The 18,117-nt window shown below is 66.9% G+C and carries 16 protein-coding genes and 1 tRNA gene; 7 read left to right on the forward strand and 10 right to left on the reverse strand.

Annotated elements, in window-relative coordinates; all coding sequences use genetic code 11:
* Positions 1–162: 162 nt before the first annotated feature.
* A tRNA-Sec gene (locus ACOQPD_RS09235) sits at positions 163–257 on the reverse strand.
* Between the two features lie 127 nt (positions 258–384).
* On the opposite strand from ACOQPD_RS09235, the gene ACOQPD_RS09240 reads away from it, so the two are divergent.
* Entirely contained in the window at positions 385–693 is a 309-nt protein-coding gene (locus ACOQPD_RS09240) for a hypothetical protein (protein WP_420611663.1), read from the forward strand.
* A 37-nt stretch (positions 694–730) separates the two neighbouring features.
* Positions 731–2,038, forward strand: coding sequence for a GTPase HflX (hflX, locus tag ACOQPD_RS09245; protein ID WP_420611664.1), 1,308 nt, complete (start codon positions 731–733; stop codon positions 2,036–2,038).
* On the opposite strand, the gene ppgK is transcribed toward hflX, so the two are convergent.
* On the reverse strand, positions 2,011–2,784 hold the full coding sequence (ppgK, locus tag ACOQPD_RS09250) for a polyphosphate--glucose phosphotransferase (RefSeq protein ID WP_420611665.1): 774 nt from the start codon (positions 2,782–2,784) through the stop codon (positions 2,011–2,013). The genes hflX and ppgK overlap by 28 nt on opposite strands.
* A gap of 104 nt (positions 2,785–2,888) precedes the next feature.
* A complete protein-coding gene (locus tag ACOQPD_RS09255) occupies positions 2,889–3,311 on the reverse strand; it encodes an arsenate reductase ArsC (RefSeq protein WP_420611666.1) in 423 nt (140 codons plus the stop codon).
* A 71-nt stretch (positions 3,312–3,382) separates the two neighbouring features.
* Here ACOQPD_RS09255 and ACOQPD_RS09260 point away from each other — a divergent pair, with 71 nt between their 5' ends.
* Positions 3,383–4,153, forward strand: a complete 771-nt coding sequence (locus tag ACOQPD_RS09260; RefSeq protein ID WP_420611667.1) for an aquaporin — start codon at positions 3,383–3,385, stop codon at positions 4,151–4,153.
* A gap of 27 nt (positions 4,154–4,180) precedes the next feature.
* Complete coding sequence (gnd, locus tag ACOQPD_RS09265) at positions 4,181–5,626, forward strand: decarboxylating NADP(+)-dependent phosphogluconate dehydrogenase (RefSeq protein WP_420611668.1); 1,446 nt, start codon at positions 4,181–4,183, stop codon at positions 5,624–5,626.
* Positions 5,627–5,725: 99 nt separating this feature from the next.
* Here the strand turns inward: gnd and ACOQPD_RS09270 are convergent, their stop codons facing one another.
* Positions 5,726–6,736: a type I phosphomannose isomerase catalytic subunit gene (locus ACOQPD_RS09270; protein ID WP_420611669.1), complete on the reverse strand. Its 1,011-nt coding sequence runs from the start codon at positions 6,734–6,736 to the stop codon at positions 5,726–5,728.
* Positions 6,737–6,882: 146 nt separating this feature from the next.
* Here ACOQPD_RS09270 and ACOQPD_RS09275 point away from each other — a divergent pair, with 146 nt between their 5' ends.
* The 3 genes from ACOQPD_RS09275 to ACOQPD_RS09285 all read left to right on the forward strand — a co-directional run bounded on the left by ACOQPD_RS09275 (position 6,883) and on the right by ACOQPD_RS09285 (position 10,940).
* Positions 6,883–9,432 carry a M1 family aminopeptidase gene (locus ACOQPD_RS09275; protein WP_420611670.1) on the forward strand — a complete coding sequence of 850 codons (2,550 nt, stop codon included), beginning with the start codon at positions 6,883–6,885 and terminating at the stop codon, positions 9,430–9,432.
* Between the two features lie 121 nt (positions 9,433–9,553).
* Positions 9,554–10,144, forward strand: a complete 591-nt coding sequence (locus ACOQPD_RS09280) for a disulfide bond formation protein DsbA (protein WP_420611671.1) — start codon at positions 9,554–9,556, stop codon at positions 10,142–10,144.
* Positions 10,145–10,160: 16 nt separating this feature from the next.
* Complete coding sequence (locus tag ACOQPD_RS09285) at positions 10,161–10,940, forward strand: LLM class F420-dependent oxidoreductase (RefSeq protein WP_420611672.1); 780 nt, start codon at positions 10,161–10,163, stop codon at positions 10,938–10,940.
* A 329-nt stretch (positions 10,941–11,269) separates the two neighbouring features.
* Here ACOQPD_RS09285 and ACOQPD_RS09290 read toward each other — a convergent pair whose 3' ends face one another.
* From ACOQPD_RS09290 to ACOQPD_RS09315, 6 genes are all read right to left on the reverse strand, one after another.
* The gene (locus ACOQPD_RS09290; RefSeq protein WP_420611673.1) at positions 11,270–12,478 is read right to left on the reverse strand and encodes a thiolase family protein; all 1,209 of its coding nucleotides are present in this window, start codon (positions 12,476–12,478) and stop codon (positions 11,270–11,272) included.
* A gap of 118 nt (positions 12,479–12,596) precedes the next feature.
* On the reverse strand, positions 12,597–13,457 hold the full coding sequence (locus ACOQPD_RS09295) for an MBL fold metallo-hydrolase (protein ID WP_420611674.1): 861 nt from the start codon (positions 13,455–13,457) through the stop codon (positions 12,597–12,599).
* A 157-nt stretch (positions 13,458–13,614) separates the two neighbouring features.
* Positions 13,615–14,955 carry a 5'-deoxyadenosine deaminase gene (locus tag ACOQPD_RS09300; protein WP_420611675.1) on the reverse strand — a complete coding sequence of 447 codons (1,341 nt, stop codon included), beginning with the start codon at positions 14,953–14,955 and terminating at the stop codon, positions 13,615–13,617.
* Positions 14,952–15,740, reverse strand: coding sequence for a nucleoside phosphorylase (locus ACOQPD_RS09305; RefSeq protein WP_420611676.1), 789 nt, complete (start codon positions 15,738–15,740; stop codon positions 14,952–14,954). The genes ACOQPD_RS09300 and ACOQPD_RS09305 overlap by 4 nt, the downstream gene beginning before the upstream one ends.
* A gap of 10 nt (positions 15,741–15,750) precedes the next feature.
* Positions 15,751–17,190, reverse strand: coding sequence for an amidohydrolase (locus ACOQPD_RS09310; protein WP_420611678.1), 1,440 nt, complete (start codon positions 17,188–17,190; stop codon positions 15,751–15,753).
* Between the two features lie 65 nt (positions 17,191–17,255).
* On the reverse strand, positions 17,256–18,068 hold the full coding sequence (locus ACOQPD_RS09315) for a carbohydrate ABC transporter permease (RefSeq protein ID WP_420611679.1): 813 nt from the start codon (positions 18,066–18,068) through the stop codon (positions 17,256–17,258).
* Positions 18,069–18,117: the final 49 nt, after the last annotated feature.

The raw sequence follows: 18,117 nt of genomic DNA on the forward strand, positions 1-18,117 counted from the left end.
CTCAGGAACCGGAGAGGCAACATGTGACAGGTGGGATGGCGGTTGGCGACCGCCGACGCCCCGACCAGAGGCCGGGAAGGGTCCGGGTGTTCAGAACGGGCGCCGCGGTGGTGGCCCGCGAGCCGGCAGTTACAAGTCACCGGCCAGGTTTGGCCCGGTTCGTGGCGGAGGCGGACGGGAATCGAACCCGCCGGGGCACTCTCGTACCCCCACTGGTTTTGAAGACCAGGGAGCCCACCAGGCGCTCGTTCGCCTCCATCGCGGAGCATACTCGTGGCCATCCTGCCGCCGAACCCCCGCCCACCTCCGAAGGGACGTCCGCGGACCGGCGCGGATCGGTTTTCCGTGGACCCGGCTACGCTCATGCGACCGGGAAACGAGAGTATGGCTGCTGCGAGAAACGACAACCACGATCCAAACGGTTACCGGATCATGCCGGGATGGCGGGTCGGTCACCTGATGGAGCAGTCGACCACCCGATCCGGCCTGCTGGTTCCGCCGGGAACCGAGTCCACCAGCGACGCCTTGGCCCTGGTGGACATCCACACCGGACGCCGGTTCTGGGCAGTGCCGACTGGGGCCTGGCGTTTCCTGTGGCCAGAGAACAACCGGCTGGCCGTGGCCGTCAGGAACTCCCAGATCATCGCCGAGGAGCAGGACGACCCGCCGACCGGCAAGGACTCCTATCTGTGATCCTGCCGGCCGGCCGTCTTCCCGGTAGGAGGCGGGCATGATCACCGAAGGCCGCCGGGGACGACGCCTCACCGCCACCGTTACCAACCTGGAGGTGGCCCGCCAGAAGGCCTACCTCATCAGCGTCGACTTCGACGGGGCCGGTATCGGCGACGTCGATCGGTCGCTCGAGGAGCTTGTCCTCCTGACGGATACGGCGGGATCCACCCCGGTGGCGACCGTGCCGGTCCGGCGGCGCTCCCCGCACGCCGCCACCCTGATCGGTCCGGGCCAGGCCGCCGACCTGGCCAGAGATGCTCAGGACCTGGACGTGGACGTAGTGGTGTTCGACAACGACCTGGCGCCGGGACAGCAGCGCAACCTCCAGCAGCTGTTCGAGTGTGACGTGGTCGATCGGGTGGCCGTGATCCTGGACATATTCGCCCAGCACGCAACCAGCCGGGAGGGCATGCTCCAAGTGGAATCGGCACTCCTTCGCTATCACCTGCCCCGGCTTCGCGGTAAGGGCACCGAGCTGAGCCGGCTCGGCGGAGGCATCGGCACGAGGGGACCCGGCGAGACCAAGCTGGAAACCGACCGCCGGCGGATCATGCAGCGGATCAGCCATGTGGACAAACGCCTGAAGGAGCTTCAGAAGGTGAGGGAGGCGCAGAGCAAGACGCGCAGCGGCTCGGCCATCCCTTCGGTATCGCTGGTCGGATACACCAACGCCGGCAAGTCCACGCTGCTGAACGCCCTCACCGGCGCCGGGGTGCTGGCCCGGGACCGCCTGTTCTCCACCCTCGACTCGACCACCCGCCGCCTCGAGCTCTCCAACGGGCGCCAGTTGCTGCTGTCCGACACGGTGGGGTTCGTCCGCCGGCTTCCCCACCAGCTGGTCGAAGCCTTCCGCTCCACCCTCCAGGAGACGGTACGGGCCGACCTGCTGCTGCATGTGGTGGATGCCTCCGAGCCCGATGCGCCCGATCAGGTATCGGCGGTGAGGGAGGTCCTCGACTCGATCGGCGCCGGCCACATCCCCGAGCTCCTGGTGCTCAACAAGGCCGACTCCGCCGACAGAGCGAGCATCTCTAGCTTCGAGTTGCTGTATCCGGACGCGGTGCTCGTCTCGGCTACGGAGGGCGCCGGGCTCGATGAGTTGCTGGATCGGATCGCCGGCGTGCTGGCTCGCGGCTTCCTGGAGATCGATCTGGTGATCCCCTACACGGAGGGATCGGTGCTGGGGGAACTCCGCCGGGAGGCGGAAGTCCTGACGGAGGACCATCGGGCGGAGGGCACCCTGGTCAGCGTCCGGCTACCTCCGGATCGGGCCGGGCGTTACCGGCGGTTCGCCGCTGTCGGCTGAGTAGCCCCGGACCCGGCGGCCCACAGCGCCGCACCGACGATCCCGGCGTTGTTGCGCAGCACGGCGGGTACCACCTCCGCCCTGGAGCGCAGGCGGGGACCGAACTTGTCGAAGCGCTTCGAGATCCCACCGCCGATCACCACCAGTTCGGGTGACAGGATCCGGTCGAGGTGGGCCAGGTACTGGTTGAGCCGCTCCGCCCACTCCTTGAACGAGAGCCGCTGGGTCTTGCGCGCCCGGTTGGAGGCATGTCTCTCCGCCACCTCCCCGCCCAGCTCGAGATGACCCAGTTCGGTGTTGGGGACCAGCCGGCCGTCGTGTAGCAGGGCCGAGCCGATGCCCGTTCCGAGCGTGAGCACCAGGACCACCCCCGGACGACCGGCCGCCGCTCCGAACCGGGCCTCGGCCAGGCCCGCCGCGTCAGCGTCGTTGATCATCGCCACCGGCCGCCCGCAGGCCTCCGTGAACCGCGACCCGGCATCGACCCCGATCCAGCTCTTGTCGAGGTTGGCGGCCGAGTAGATCCGGTTCGAGATGACGATGCCCGGGAAGGCACACCCGACCCGTCCGGTCACGCCGGGAAAGGAGTCCACGATCTCGCAGACGGTTGCGGCCACCGGATCGGCCAGGGCAGGCTGCGGAGTGGAGATACGGAGCCGATTCGCGGCGAGCGCGCCGGACGCCACGTCGATCGGAGCGCCCTTGATGCCGCTCCCGCCGATGTCGATGCCGAGGTGAGTACCCATCTACCAGGAGTATGCCGTAATCGGCGAGGAAAGGTTGGCCCCCGGCACGCAGCCAGGGAGTTCCCGGTCACCGATCCGGCCATCCGGAAGTTTCCGGCACGCTCCTACGGGACGGCGATGTCGAGTTCGGCGAGCAGGCCCCGGACCAGGTGCTCGATTTCGTCCCGGACCGGTCGGATCTCGGCGGTCCCGCTACCGGCCGGATCGGCCAGCTCCCAGTCCAGGTAGCGCTTGCCGGGCATGGCGGGGCAGGCGTCACCGCACCCCATCGTGACCACCACGTCGGAGGCGGCTACATGGTCGGCGGACAGCTTCGTGGGAGTAACGTCCCCCAGTTCGATCCCCCGCTCCGCCATGACCTCGACCACCGCCGGATTCACCCGATCCGCGGGCATCGAGCCGGCGCTCCTCACCACCACCCGGTCGCCGGCCAGGTGGCGGAGGAAAGCCGCCGCCATCTGCGAGCGTCCAGCGTTGTGGACGCACACGAAAAGGACCTCGGGAATCGCCCCGGCACTCGCCGCCATGGGATGACTCTACGGCCGGAGCTTGAACGAGCGGCGAAATCATGGAGAAGATCTGTCCAAGGGGGTCGGCAATGGCCAACGAGGAGGGTCGAGGCATCTACATTGCCCCCATGGACACGGCAACCCCCACCCTGAGCAGACGTCTGCTGGCCGAGGGCGTGGGTACGGCCTTCCTGCTGATGGCAGTGGTGGGCGGGGGCATCGCGGCCCAGCGCCTGAGTCCCTCGGACCCGGGACTCCAGCTGTTGGAGGCGGCGGTGGTGACCGCCTTCGCTCTGGCGATGCTGATCTGGTCGTTCGGCCCCATCTCCGGGGCCCATTTCAACCCGTGCGTGACCCTGATGGACACGCTGATGGGCAAGCGTTCGACAAAGGAGGCGGCCACCTACGTAGGGGCTCAGGTGTTCGGCGGCATCCTCGGCGCCATCCTCGCCAACATCATGTTCGAGCTCGATGCCATAACGTGGTCGCAGACATCTCGGGGCGGCGCCGGGCAGCTCCTGGGCGAGGTCATCGCCACACTGGGGCTGCTGATGGTGATCTTCCTGGTCGCACGCCCGGGCGGCGCCGGAGCCGGCTTCGTGGCGCCGGCGGTGGGCACGTACATCGGCGGCGCCTACTTCTTCACCTCCTCGACCAGCTTCGCCAACCCGGCGGTCACCATCGCCCGGATGTTCTCCGACACCTTCGCCGGGATCGCTCCCGCCTCCGCCCCCGGCTTCATCATCATGCAGCTGGGCGGGACGGGCGTGGCCTTCGTGCTGGTCCGCTACCTGGTCGATGGAGACCTGAACCCGCTCTCCCCCGGCATCGGATCGGGCGAACAAGGAACATCCCGTTAGATTCGGGCCTGCTGACCGAGGGGACAGGTGAGAACTGCTGACATCGGACTGATCGGGCTGGCCGTCATGGGCCAGAACCTGGTGCTCAACATGGCCGACCACGGGTACACCGTGGCCGTCTACAACCGGACTACCCGGCGAACGACCGAGTTCGTCAACGGCCCCGCCGCCGGCGCCGCCGTGATCGGCACCGAGACCCTGGAGGAGTTCGTGGGGCGCCTCGCCAGACCCCGCCGGGTGATGCTGATGGTCAAGGCGGGCGGCCCCGTTGACGCCATCGTCAACCAGCTGGTTCCCCTCCTGGACGAGGGCGACATCATCATCGACGGAGGAAACTCGTATTTCGAGGACTCGATCCGGCGGACCATGGAACTCAAAGAGAGGGGCCTGCGGTTCATCGGAGCCGGTATCTCCGGGGGGGAGGAAGGCGCCCGCCACGGCCCGTCGATCATGCCCGGCGGAGATCCGGACGCCTGGCCCCACGTCAAAGGCATCCTGCAGGACATCGCCGCCAAGGTGGCGGACGGGACGCCGTGCTGCGACTGGGTGGGCCCCGACGGTGCGGGCCACTACACCAAGATGGTGCACAACGGCATCGAATACGGCGACATGCAGGTGATCGCGGAGGCCTACCACCTGATGAAGGTGGGGCTCGGCATGTCCCATGCGGACATGGCTGCCGTGTTCCGCCGGTGGGGTGACGGTCTGCTCGACTCGTACCTGATAGACATCACCGCAGACATCCTCGGCCACACGGACGAACGAGGCGACCCGACCCTGGAGGTCATCCTGGACGCCGCCGGGCAGAAGGGGACCGGGAAGTGGACGGTCATCTCCTCGCTCGACCTCGGCTACCCGATGACCCTGGTGGCCGAGGCGGTCTATGCCCGGGTGGTGTCGGCTCTCCTCGATCAGCGGATCGAGGCGGCCGGCATCCTCGGATCGGCCGTGGACGGGTCGCGCGTGTCAGGCCAGGTCTGGGGTGACGATTTCGTCGACGCCATCCACGACGCTCTGTACGCCTCGAAGATCGTCTCGTACGCCCAGGGCTTCATGCTGCTCGGCGCGGCGGGCGGCGAGTACGGCTGGGACCTCGACTACGGACGGATCGCCCAGCTGTGGCGGGAGGGGTGCATCATTCGGGCCGCGTTCCTGGACGACATCACCACCGCGTTCGCCCGGCGGCCCGATCTGCCCAGCCTCCTCCTGGACGGCTTCTTCACGGATGCGCTCCGCAAGGCAGACTCAGGATGGCGCAGGGTCGTGACCGCGGCAGTCGGAGCCGGAATCCCCGTGCCGGCCTACTCCTCAGCGCTGGCCTTCTACGACGCCTACCGATCCGGGCGCCTCCCGGCCAACCTCATCCAGGCCCAGCGCGACTACTTCGGCGCCCACACCTACGAACGCGTCGACCGCCCCCGCGGCGAGTTCTTCCACACCGACTGGACCCGCCCCGGAGGCGCCGCAACCTAGGAGCCTCCCGGCATGGCCGGCTAGGTCTCAGCCGGGTACCGGAAGGTGGTTTCCATGGCAGCCTGCTGCACGCGTGGGAAGCGGGCTCCCAGAAGTCGGCTACACCAGTCCGGTTTCAAGGATGGTGGTGGGTGCTCTAGCCGTCACGCGGGCTGACGCAGCGAGCGCGGCCGGGACCAGAACTGTCGACCCCGGTCCGAGTTGCAGTGGCGTGCCGTCGCCGGTGTCCACTTCGGCGCAGCCACGAGTGACCATCAGGATCCGCAGCTCCGTTTCCCGGGCCAGCGCCGGACTGTCCCCTGAGGTGAGACGATGCTCGCGTATCCAGTAATAGGGGGTGGACACCAGCGGGCGGCTTCCGTGGCTGTCCATCGGTGGGAGCGAGAAGGCCGGCCGATCCTCGGCGACCAGCGCCCCGAGGCCGTCCTCGACATGGAGTGGACGCCCGGGGCGCCGGTATTCCTCCGTCCAGTCGTAGAGGCGGAAGGTGGTGTCCGACGGGGTCTGGACCTCGGCCACGGTGACGTCGGCGCCGAGGGCGTGCACCGTACCGGCCGGGAGATGATGGAAGTCCCCCGGCCGCACGGGGAATCGCTGCAGGAGCCCGGAGAGATAGGGAGTCCCGGCTGCGGCCCGGACGTCCTTCATGGTGACGCCGGGACGGAAGCCCTTGAAGATGGCGGCGCCGGGTTCGGCGTCGAGCACGTACCAGGACTCCGCCTTGGGTGCCCAGTCACGTCGCCGCCCGGCGTACGCCTCGTCGGGATGGACCTGGATCGAGAGGTGTTCGGCGGTGTCGAGCAGCTTGAACAGGAGGGGGAAGTCACCGGCCGGGGTGGGTGACGCGGAGCCCAGCAGCCCGGACCCCCTCTCGGCGATGAGCTGCCGGAGGCTCTTGCCGCGATGGGGACCACTCGCCACGAGCGTCCGGCCCCTGGCGGATGCCGGCAGGGCCTCGCCGGGAAGGTCGGCCACCTCCCAGCACTCTCCGTAGGTGGTTCCGGCGGGTCGGTCATCCGGCAGGGGCTTGCCGAGCCTCTCCAGGCGATGCCCGCCCCACGGCTTGGGCACGAGGATCGGCTCGAGAACAAGCGGGTCGCCTCCCTTCACCTCTGACCACCGGAGAGCCGGGCGGCCGAGCCGCCGGGCACGATCCCGATGCGGCTTAACATGGCGGCGATGCCGAGTTGGTACATGCATCGGATCGTATCCCGTTCGGACATCTCCCTCCACGATTCCCGAGCCTTGGAGTCACGATGACCGACCATCCCTACCGGTTGCCCCGCCGAGTGGTCCCCCGCCACTACCGATTGCGAATGGAACCCGACCTCGATGCGGCCACCTTCAGCGGGTCGGAGGTGGTGACCCTGGACGTGGTCGAGGCCACCGACCGCGTGGTGCTCAACGCCGCCGAGTTACAGATCGACCGGGCCCGATTCGTCCGTGGAGATGAGAGCGTCGATGCCGAGGTCGGCTATGACGAGGAACGGCAGCGGGCCATCCTGCGGGTCTCCGAGCCCCTGGCGACCGGCCGATGGGAGTTCCGCTGCAGGTTCACGGGGATCCTGAACGACCAGCTCCGGGGCTTCTACCGGTCCACGTTCGAGGACGAGGACGGTAACGAGCAGGTCATCGCCACCACCCAGTTCGAGGCCACCGACGCCCGCCGCGCCTTCCCGTGCTGGGACGAGCCCGACTTCAAGGCCTCCTACGGGGTCACCCTGGTGGTCCCCGAGGATCTGATGGCGGTGTCGAACGGCGCCGAGATCGAGCGGGCGCCTCTCGGGGACGGCCGAGTGGCGATCACCTTCGCCGACACCATCGTGATGTCCACCTATCTGGTGGCCTTCGTGGTGGGCCCCTTCGAGGCGACCGCGCCGATCGACGTGGACGGGGTGCCGCTCCGCATAGTCGCGCCCAAGGGAAAGATGCATCTGACCGGATACGCGCTGGAGTGCAGCCGCTTCTGCCTCGACTACCTGGCCGACTACTACGGCATCCCCTACCCCGGCGACAAGGTCGACATGGTGGCGATCCCCGACTTCGCATTCGGCGCCATGGAGAACCTCGGATGCATCACCTACCGGGAATCGGTGCTCCTGGTGGACGACGAGATCGCCACTTCGGCCGAGAAGATGCGGATCCTGGACGTGATCGGGCACGAGCTGGCGCACATGTGGTTCGGCGATCTGGTCACGATGAAGTGGTGGAACGGCATCTGGCTGAACGAGGCCTTCGCCACCTTCATGGAGATGAAGGCCGTAGACGCCTTCCGCCCCGAGTGGAAGCGCTGGCTGGAGTTCGCCGCGGCTGAGCGACCCTGGGCGTTCAAGACCGACGAGCTGGCCGGCACGAGGCCGGTGGAGTTCGAGGTGCGTTCTCCCGCGCAGGCGGAGGGGATGTTCGACGGCATCACCTACGGCAAGGGCTCGGCCGTGCTCCGGATGATGGAGCAGTACGCGGGCGAGGAACCGTTCCGGGCAGGTGTTGAGAGCTACCTGCGCCGGCACGCCTACGGCAACACCGAGACGAGTGACCTGTGGGAGAGCCTGGATGGTTCCACGGGCCGCCCGGTGGGCGAGATCATGGACACCTGGATTCTCCAAGGCGGCTACCCGCAGCTGACCGTCCGCGTCGAGGAGGGCGGCGTCTCCCTGGAGCAGGGCCGGTTCCTGCTGATTCCCGATCCGGCCGATACCAGAACCTGGAAGGTCCCGGTCCGGCTACGAGGGATGGCAGGCGGAGACCCGTTCGAGACCAGCGTGCTGGTGGAGGGGTCGCGGATCACGGTCCCGCTGGGCGGACCGGTGGACTGGGTGGTCGCCAACGCGGGCGGGCACGGGTTCTATAGGTCGCGATACGAGGAGCCGTTGCTGGAGACGCTGGTGGACCGGCTCCACCTGCTGGATGCGGTGGAGCGGTTCGTGCTGGTGGACGATGCCTGGACCTTCGTCGAGGCGGGCCGATCCGGGGTGTCCGGTTTCGTGAGCCTTGCCTCCGCCTTCAGCGACGAGCAGGAGCAGGCGGTCTGGGGAGCCTTGCTGGGCGCCATCTCCGCCATCGGGCACCATCTGGTCACCGCCGAGATCCGGCCTCGCTACGAACGGTGGGTGGCAGGCCTCCTCGCCCCCCTGGCTGATCAGCTGGGATGGGTGCCCGCCGCCGGGGAGACCGACCTGGTTCGCCGCCTCCGCGGTCGGGTGATCGACTCGCTGGGCCGGCTGGCCAACCTCCCCCACGTCGTGGAGCGGGCCCGGAGCACCTACGAGCAGCGGGTGGCCGAACCCGCCTCGGTGGATCCCGAGGTGGCCGGGGCGGTCATCTCGGTCTGCGCCGCACACGGGGATACCGAGACATACGAGCGGTTCCTCGACCGGTATCGCACCGTCCGCAACCCCCAGGAGTCCCTCAAGCACCTGCGGGCGCTGGCGGCATTCGATGCCGAGGATGCGGTGGATCGCACCTTCGAGCTCATCGTGGACCGCACCGTCCGCAACCAGGACACCAGCTGGGTTCTGGCCCGTATGCTGGCCAACCGGGTGACCGGCCCCTATGCCTGGGCGAAGCTTCGGGATCGCTGGGACGGCATTCTCGAGATCGCCCCGCCCATGACCCAGGCTCGCATGGCGGACGGCCTCCCCGCTCTGTCCGATCCCGAGGTGGCGGCCGAGGTGACGGCCTTCCTGGCCGAGAATCCTCTCCCCCATGCCGCCAAGGCAGTGGAGCAAAAACTGGAGCGCCTCTCCGCATTGGTGAAGATGAGGGGGCGCGAGACGGGAGCGTTGGCCGGGGCCCTCCCGGACTGAGACGGTTCGATGCGGGTCGAGTTATCCGTAGCTCGGGCCCGCTACCGTCAGGATCGATATGGGAAAGGAAGCAGGGATGGATATTTCGTTCTGGGTAGACCCGCTCTGACCGTGGTGCTGGGTGACGGCCCGGTGGGTCGTCGACGAGGTTGCGCCGGACAGGGACGTGCGGGTGGAGTGGGAGCCCATCAGCCTGATGTTCAAGAACGCTCCGGAGCCGGGCTCAGATCGGCACCGGACCACCTCCCGCACCCACGGCATGCTGCGGGTGATGGAGTCGGTGAGGACGGAGTTGGGCAACGAGGGCGTGTTCCGTGCCTACTGGGCGTTCGGCACCCACATCCATCACGATCGGAACCTGTTCGATTTCGATGTCGCCGAGGTGCTGGAGGCCATCGGGATCGACTCCGGCCACGCCCGGGCCTTCGGCGACCGCTCTTGGGACAGGGAGATCCGCCGCCGCATGGACGCCGGGCTCGCGCTGGTGGGCGATGACGTGGGCACGCCGATCATCGCCATGGAGGACGCACGAGGCGAGCGGGTGGGGATGTTCGGTCCGGTGATCACCCGGGCGCCGAGCCGTGAGGATTCGCTGCGGCTCTGGGACGGCTTGGTGGCGGTCACCACCGTGCCGGGCTTCTGGGAGCTGAAGCGGACCCGCACCGAGGACCCCGAGTTCGGCGAGCGCCCGACCGGGGTTCCATCCCCGTAGAGACCGGGAGGAGACCATGAGCTACCCCATCAGGATCGGCGTGCAGCTTCGTCCCCAGCACGGCGAATACCGGGACATACGTGCGGCCGCCGTCCGGGCCGAGGAGATGGGCGTGGATGTGGTGCTCAACTGGGACCACTTCTTCCCGCTGTACGGGGATCCGGGCGGCAACCACTTCGAATGCTGGACCATGCTGGCCTCGTTCGCCGAGGTGACCGAGCGGGTCGAGATCGGCCCTCTGGTCTCCTGCTACTCCTACCGCAATGCCCACCTGCTGGCCGACATGGCCCGCACCGTGGACCACATCAGCGAGGGTCGGCTCATCCTGGGTCTCGGCGCCGGGTGGTACGAGAAGGACTACGCCGAGTACGAGTACCCGTTCGGAACCGCCGGAGCACGGCTCCGTGACTTCGAGTCCGGTCTGTACCGCATCACCAAGCGCCTCGGCCGGCTCATCCCTCCCCCGGTGCGGGACATTCCGATCCTGATCGGGGGTATGGGAGAGAAGCAGACGATGCGGCTGGCCGGCCGGTACGCCGACATCTGGCACGGGTTCGGCGGCGCCGAGACGCTGGCCCGCAAGAATCGGATCCTGGACGAATGGTGCCGGGATGCGGGACGTGACCCGGCCGAGGTGGAGCGTTCGATCGAAGTCATCGAAGTGGAGGAAATCGACCGGGCTGACGGGCTACTTGCGGCCGGGGCCACCCTGATGACGCTGGTGATCGACGGACCTCGCTACGACCTGTCGGCGGTCCGGGACTGGCTTGACTGGCGGGACACCCGCAACGGCTGAGGACCGGTGTCCTGAATCGTTGGCGAGCCCGGCTCGTGACCAGGTGGACGGCGCATCGACCGACCCCGGATCGATCCTGACTCCCGGCCCGGACCGTCGTCCGGCGACAAGGGGGTTGAATCTGTCACACCCCCGCTATACATTGCCGGATACCGTAATTACCAGCGGCTTAGACGTCGACCGGGCCGTGCGAGGGATCAAAATCGTTCGAGGCCGCCCCGTCGGGCATAGCGGGCCGCGTCTCGGACCAAGGTGGTGGCGGCGGGGGAGGGCCCGGCGAGCGGGGCGTGGTTGTCGCGATTTTCGCGTTCTTTCCCCGATCCAGGCCTCTAGACCCGCTCGACTACGAGCGCGATTCCCTGGCCGACGCCGATGCACATGGTGGCCAGGCCGTAGCGTCCCCGGCGGCGGGACAGTTCGTGCACCAAGGTGGTGAGGATGCGCGCCCCCGAGCACCCGAGCGGATGGCCCAGGGCTATGGCCCCGCCGTTGACGTTGAGCGTCTCCGGGTCCAGGCCCAGCTCGTTGCGGCAGGCCACGGCCTGGGCGGCGAAGGCCTCGTTCATCTCCACCAGGTCGAGGTCGGACACCTTGAGGCCGGCTCGTTCCAGCGCCAGGCGGGTGGCCGGAACCGGGCCGATCCCCATCACGTCCGGATGGACCCCGGCCGCCGCCGATGACAACAGGCGGGCCATCGGAGTGAGCCCGCTCCGCTCCAGACCGGCGGAGGTGGCGAGGATCAGGCCCGCCGCCCCGTCGTTCATCGGGGAGGAATTGCCGGCGGTGACCGTGCCTCCCTCCACGAAGACGGGCCGGAGCCTGGCCAGGGCCTCCATGGAGGTATCGGGTCTCGGGCCTTCGTCACGACTGATCAGCGCCTTGGTGCGCCTCCTCGGCCCGGCAGGCGCCTCGATGGCGACGATCTCGGCGTCGAAACGGCCCGACCCCTGCGCCGCCACCGCCTTCCGGTGGCTATTTAGGGCGAACCGGTCCTGATCGCGGCGGGCTACGCCGTAGGCCGAGGCCACCTTCTCCGCCGTCTCCCCCAGGCTGATCGGCGGGTATTCCGCCTGCATCCGGCGGTTGACCAGGCGCCATCCCAGCACGGTGTCGACCATCTGCGGCGCCCCCACCCCGTAGGCCCGCTCCGGCTTGGTCACGACGAAAGGCGCCCGGCTCATCGACTCCGAGCCCCCGGCCACCATCACCTCTCCCCATCCAGCCATGAGCGAATGGGCGGCGGTGATCACCGCCTGCAGGCCCGAACCGCACAGCCTGTTCACGGTATGGCCGGGCGTCTCGATTCCCAGGCCACCCAGCAGCGCGGCCATCCGGCCCACGTTCCGGTTGTCCTCCCCGGCCTGGTTGGCCGCGCCCCACACCACGTCCCCGACCGCCCCGGGCGAGAGACCCGGGTTGCGTTCCAGAAGGGAGCGGATCACATGAGCGGCCAGATCGTCCGGCCGGACTCCGGCCAACTGCCCACCCAATCGACCCATCGGGGTCCGGCAGGCGTCGGCAATGAAGACATCGGGCATTATCAGTCCCCGTAGGAGAATCGCCTCGCTTGCGGGAGGCTTCAGGCCGCCTACGCTAGCGGTCCGGCCGCGAGCTGCGGAGCTGCCGGCTCCCTAGCCGGCAGGACTCAAAGTCGACCTAGAACACATCGCCGTCACGCGCCGAATGTACGGCGCCCGAATAGTGGCGCTTGAATTCCGCCATCAACGCGTCGGGCTCGTACGGGTCCGTGTAGTTTCGCTCATGCATCGTCACGAGCTGCTTGACGTTCATCTCGGTTGCGAAAGCGGCCAGCTCCTTAGGCCGGATGTGATAGGACCAGATCGTTCTCGCCTTCTCTTCGACAGTCGCTCCGCCCCAGTTGGCGTTAGCAATCATGTCTTCGGTAGAGAGCTCGCAGAAGAACAGGTCTGCGTCCCGGGCTGCCCTGTCGAGCTGACCCTCCACCCGGCCATCTCCCGCCCAGGCAATCACTCGATCCCGGGATGTGAAGCGATAGGCGAAGTTCTGCTCAAAACTGCCGTGTTCATGGTGAAATGCCTCGATCTTCACATTTCCATCCTCATAGACCATGCCCGAACCCTTGATCTCATGGGTAATGATCTTGTGTGCGTCGATCTCCCTCTCGGTCGCCCCCGGGCCGAACCTGCGTTCGTGCAAGTCTCCCTGATAAGCCTGTTCCAGATGCTCTATCAAGCTCCGGGTGCCGACCGGCCCGTAGACCTCCAGCGGAACCTCCCGCCCATAGGCCCAGGGCATGAGCCACACAGCCGGTAGTCCGATCGTGTGGTCGGAATGCAGGTGGGTCAGGAAGAGGCTGGTGAGCCTGTACGGGGCAAGGTGTTCGGCGATCTGCTCAGGATGAGACATCGCAGCCCGGGCGAGGCCGCGCCAGATCCCCTCGCCCGCGTCTATCAAGTAGGTCGTGTCATTGACGATGACCGCACCGCTAGGACCGTGCCGGTGTGGGTTTGGCGTCACTCCTCCCGAACCCAGCACAACCGCAAACGTTCTTGCCCCTTCAGGCGCCAGGTAGCGGGGTGGTCCCGGCGCGAACCCGATCTCGCTGAGCAGCCAGGGAGTTCCTCGTTTTGAAGCCATATCGGCCTCCAGATTCCTTCTCGTGGCCGGCTACGAAACTTCTATGTGCGGCGCGTCATCCATTCACTAACTCGGCCCGCGCCAGAACACGCTCGGCAGAATCGTTCGCACGGGCGCTGATCTCCATGGGATCGAGTTCCGTGAACTCCCCCCCTCGGACCAGGACCCTTCCGTCGATGACCACGCTATCGACATCCGACGCCCTGTGCTCGTAGACGATCTGCGCGATCGGGTCGACACCGGCTTGCGGTTGGGCGTGAAGCCCGTCGCGGCGGATCACGACGACATCGGCCCGCTTTCCGGGTTCGAGCGAGCCAAGCTCGTCTTCCAGGCCGAGCGCCCGCGCTCCCCCGACGGTGGCCATCTCCAGCACGGACATCGCAGGCATACTGCGAGGGCCCCTCCGGGGCTTGTGAATGAACGATGCGAGACGCATCTCCTGGAACATGTCCAGGTTGTTGTTGCAGGGGGCGCCATCCGCGCCGAGGCCGACAACGACGCCTTGCTCGAGGAATTCCGGCACCGGGGCGAGTCCGGAGGCGAGTTTCGTGTTGCACGAAGGACAATGGGCCACCCTGGTCCCGCTCTCGGCCAGGATCTCGATCTCGCGATCGGTCACCCAGATGCAGTGCGCGGCGACCAGTCGCGGCCCCGTAGCGCCCAGGCCATGTAGATACTCGATGTCGGTCGCGCTATCGACCGCAAGACGCTCGGTCTGGGCTTCGTTTTCGGCCGCATGGGTGTGAATGAGCGTGTCGTGCTCGTCGGCCAGCGCGACGATGTCCGCCCATAGGCCCTCCGTGCAATTGCGCGAGCCGCGGGGGCAGAACGCAACTCGTAGCCGGCCGTCGCCCTCGCCATGAAACTCCCTAACAAGTGCGAGGCTCGCCTCGAGCGAGGCCCCGGTCTCCTCCCCGACCATCTCGGTTCCCGGCTCCCAGCGGTCCATCATCGCCTTGCCGCTGATCGCCCGGAAGCCGGTCTCGAGCACAGCCCGGAAGGCCTCTTCGGTATGGCGGACGGTTTCCATCGTGAGCGCGCATGTCGTTCCGCCGCGGATCATCTCGGCAATGCCCAGGCGGGCAGAGTCGTATACGGATTGCCCATCATGGGCCTGCTCGAGCGGCCAGATCCGCAGGCGAAGCCAATCGATCACGTCCATGTCATCCGCCATCCCGCGAAAGAGGGTCTGGCACAGATGAACGTGGGTCTGGACGAACCCGGGTACTACCAGGCAGTCGGTCGCGTCGATCACCGCGTCGGCCGTCGTCCGGGCGGAAGGGATCTCGACAATCCGCCCGTCCTCGATGTAGACGCTCCCGTCCAGGACTTGGCGGTCGGCGTTCATCGTGACGAGCAACCCGTTCCGGATCAGGATCGAGGGAGCGGTCTTCATCTCTGACCGGAAGCGGCATGCAGGCGCTCGACGGCCCCCAGTGCGGTAGCGATCGCCGCGTCGATCCCCGCGGTGTACTCCTCCAATTGCTGGCCCTGGTAGGTGCTTTTCTGGCCCGTCACCAGGTTGGACCCGGGTACGAGAATGGAGCCGCTGCGCACGCCGCGGGCCATGGCCACGGTGAAGAGCGCCGAGCTCTCCATTTCGAAGACGAGCACGCGTAGCGCCCGCCACTGGTCGATGATCTCGACCTTGCGCTCGCCTTCATAGAACGAATCGGTACTTCGCACCAGCCCCAGGTGGTAGGGCGTGCCCTCCGCCTCGGCGGCGGCCCGGAGGGCGGCGACCACGTCGGGATCGGCGATCGCGGGATATATGGGGGGCGCGTAGGTATGGCTCACGCCCTCATCTCGAACGCCGGCCGTGCCGATGACCACATCACCTATCGGAATGTTCTCCGCGATGCTCGCACAGCTACCGACCCGGATGAAGACTCTCCCCCCGGCCAGCGCCAGCTCCTCGACCGCGATTGCTACGGAAGGGGCGCCGACGCCGGTGGATGCCAGCGTCACCGGCGTGCCCCGATATGAACCGGTGTAGGCGATATAGCCGCGTTCCTTGCCGACCGCCTCCGCCTCGTCCAGCCAGGTCCTGATCTTCTCGACGCGACCGGGGTCGCCCGAGAGCAGGACATACGGAGCAACGTCCCCGCCGCCTTTGACACCCATGTGCGGCAGCGAACCGTCCGGCAACCGCAGGAAGCGTTCCGTCAAATAGTCTCCCATGTGATCCTCCTCACTCCACGGGCCATGCCGGGGCCACCTTGATCCCCGCCCTCTTCAGCAGCGCCGGACCCCGCTCCTGGGCCTCCTCCAGGATCGCCTCCTCGTCGGCCACGAGCACCTGCCGGCCCCGCATCAACACCTGCCCCGCCACGATCACTGTGTCCACGTTGCCTCCGTGCGCCGAATACACGAGGTTGGCGATCGGATCATGGATCGGCATCGTGTGCGGCCGGTGCAGGTCGACCAGGATCACGTCCGCCTGCTTCCCTACCTCCAGCGACCCCAGCTGGTCTTCGCGCCCTACGGCACGCGCCCCGTCGATCGTCGCCATCTCCAGTGCGTCCTCGGCCGTCAGCGTCGTAGGGTCCATCATCGCCACGTTGTGCAGCAGCGAGGCCGCCTTCATCTCGCGGATCATGTCATGGCAGTTGTTGTTGGCTCCGGCATCACAGCCCAGCGCCACCGTAACTCCGGCGCTCCGCATCTGCGGCACCTTGGCGAAACCCTCTCCCATCTTCATATTGGCCGAGGCGCTGTGGACCAGCCGGGTGTCGGTTTCGGCGAGGATCGGGATCTCCTCCTCGGAGAACCAGGTGCCGTTGATGAGCAGGACGTTGGGCCCCAGAAGGTCGTAGCTACGGGCGAACTCGGCCGGCAGCATGCCGAATTCCCGCCGGAAGAAGGGAGGATCATCGATGGTACCGGCGAAGTGAACCGTTATCCCTGTCCCGTGTTTCGCGGCCAGCCGGGAGATCCTGCGGTAGAAAGCAGGCGAGGCGCTCGCCGGCGGCTCGTCGCGCGGCACCAAGGGCCCGAGCCAGACCTGCAGCCGGCCACCGGCCGCACCGTGCCAGGCGCCGATCCCCCGCTCGGCGTCGGCCAGGGACTCGTCCTCCCCGCTGAACCCGCCTGTGTCCACAGGGCTGCGCTCGCGCCCGAACAAGGCGTCCGGCAGCACATACTTCGCCAGCACGGCGCGCATCCCCATGTCCACCACCGCCTGCGCCAGTCCGTCGAAGTCATAGTGGCTCGGCACGATCGAGTCGACAAAGCAGGTCGTGCCGGCCTTGATCATCTCCAGCATGCACAGCTTTAGGCTGATCCGGGCATCCTCCTGGGTGCGATGGCTCAGCAGCGGCCAGATGACCTCCTGGAGAAAGGGTCGCCAGGGCAGGTCGTCGGCGGCGCCCCGCAGGAGCGCCTGATCCGAGTGGGTGTGGGCATCGATCAGCCCCGGCAGTGCCAGCATGCCATGGCCGTCGAGCCGGTTCGCATCGGGGTGGCGAAGGGCCAGATCGGGGGCCTTGCCGATATCGGCGATGCGGTCGCCCTCGACTGCGATCGCGGCGTCGGTGATGATGCGCCGATGTGTATCGACCGTCACCGCCGTCACGCCGGTGATCAGAAGCATGACTCTGCCCTTCGGTACGTTGTGCTCGACAATGTCCATCCTCTGTACGCTCGTCGCTTGTAACTCCCCACCACATCGTCATGACGGGCGAGCCTGTGCCTACATCACTTGAATCCGCTGGTAACCACCCCTTCGACGTAGTAGCGCTGCAGGAAGAGGAACAGCGCAATAAGCGGCACGGTCCCGATGAACGCACCTGCAAAGATGAGTTCCCATAAGACATTCTGGTCCGTGAAGAGGCGAGAGATCGCCAACTGGATCACGGTCAGGTCCGGATCCCGGGTGACGATGAGCGGCCACAGGAAAGCATCCCAGGAGAACACGAATTTAACAAAGGCGGCGCTGACGAGCGCGGGGCGTATGTTCGGCAGCATCACGTTCCAGTAGACCCGGAACAGTGAGCAACCATCTACGATCGCAGCGTCCTGAAGCTCATCGGAGATCTCTCGAAAATGCTGCCTGAGCAAGAAGATGATGAACGCATCCGCAACCCATGGCAAGAAAAGCGCTGGATAGCTGTCGAACAATCCCAAGCGCTGAACCGTTAAGAACACCGAGACCATGATCGTCTCGAACGGAATCAATATCGTGGCGAGGATCAATGTGAACACGATTTCGCGCCCGGGGAAGTTAATTCGGGCAAGAGCGAAGGCGACCATGCTACAGATGAACAAAGTGATGGTCACGGTGACGACTGCAATAAACAAACTGTTAGCAAGTGCCCGACCAAAGTTGAGCTCAAGAAACAAATGCCGAAAGTTGTCGAGCGTCGGTTCTAACGGAATGAAGGTACGCCACGAGACTGGACTGACGTAACGAAAGATCTCCTCCCGGGGCCTGAAGGATGAGCCCGCCAACCAAAGGTAAGGAAAGACAAAGAAGAAAGCAACTCCGATCACCAATGGCAGCCGGATCACGGACCACACGCCTCGGCGCGGGCCCGAAACGCGAAGAGATCGCCGCCCG

Source organism: Candidatus Spongiisocius sp. (assembly GCF_965221825.1).
Taxonomy (GTDB): Bacteria; Actinomycetota; Acidimicrobiia; order Spongiisociales; family Spongiisociaceae; genus Spongiisocius.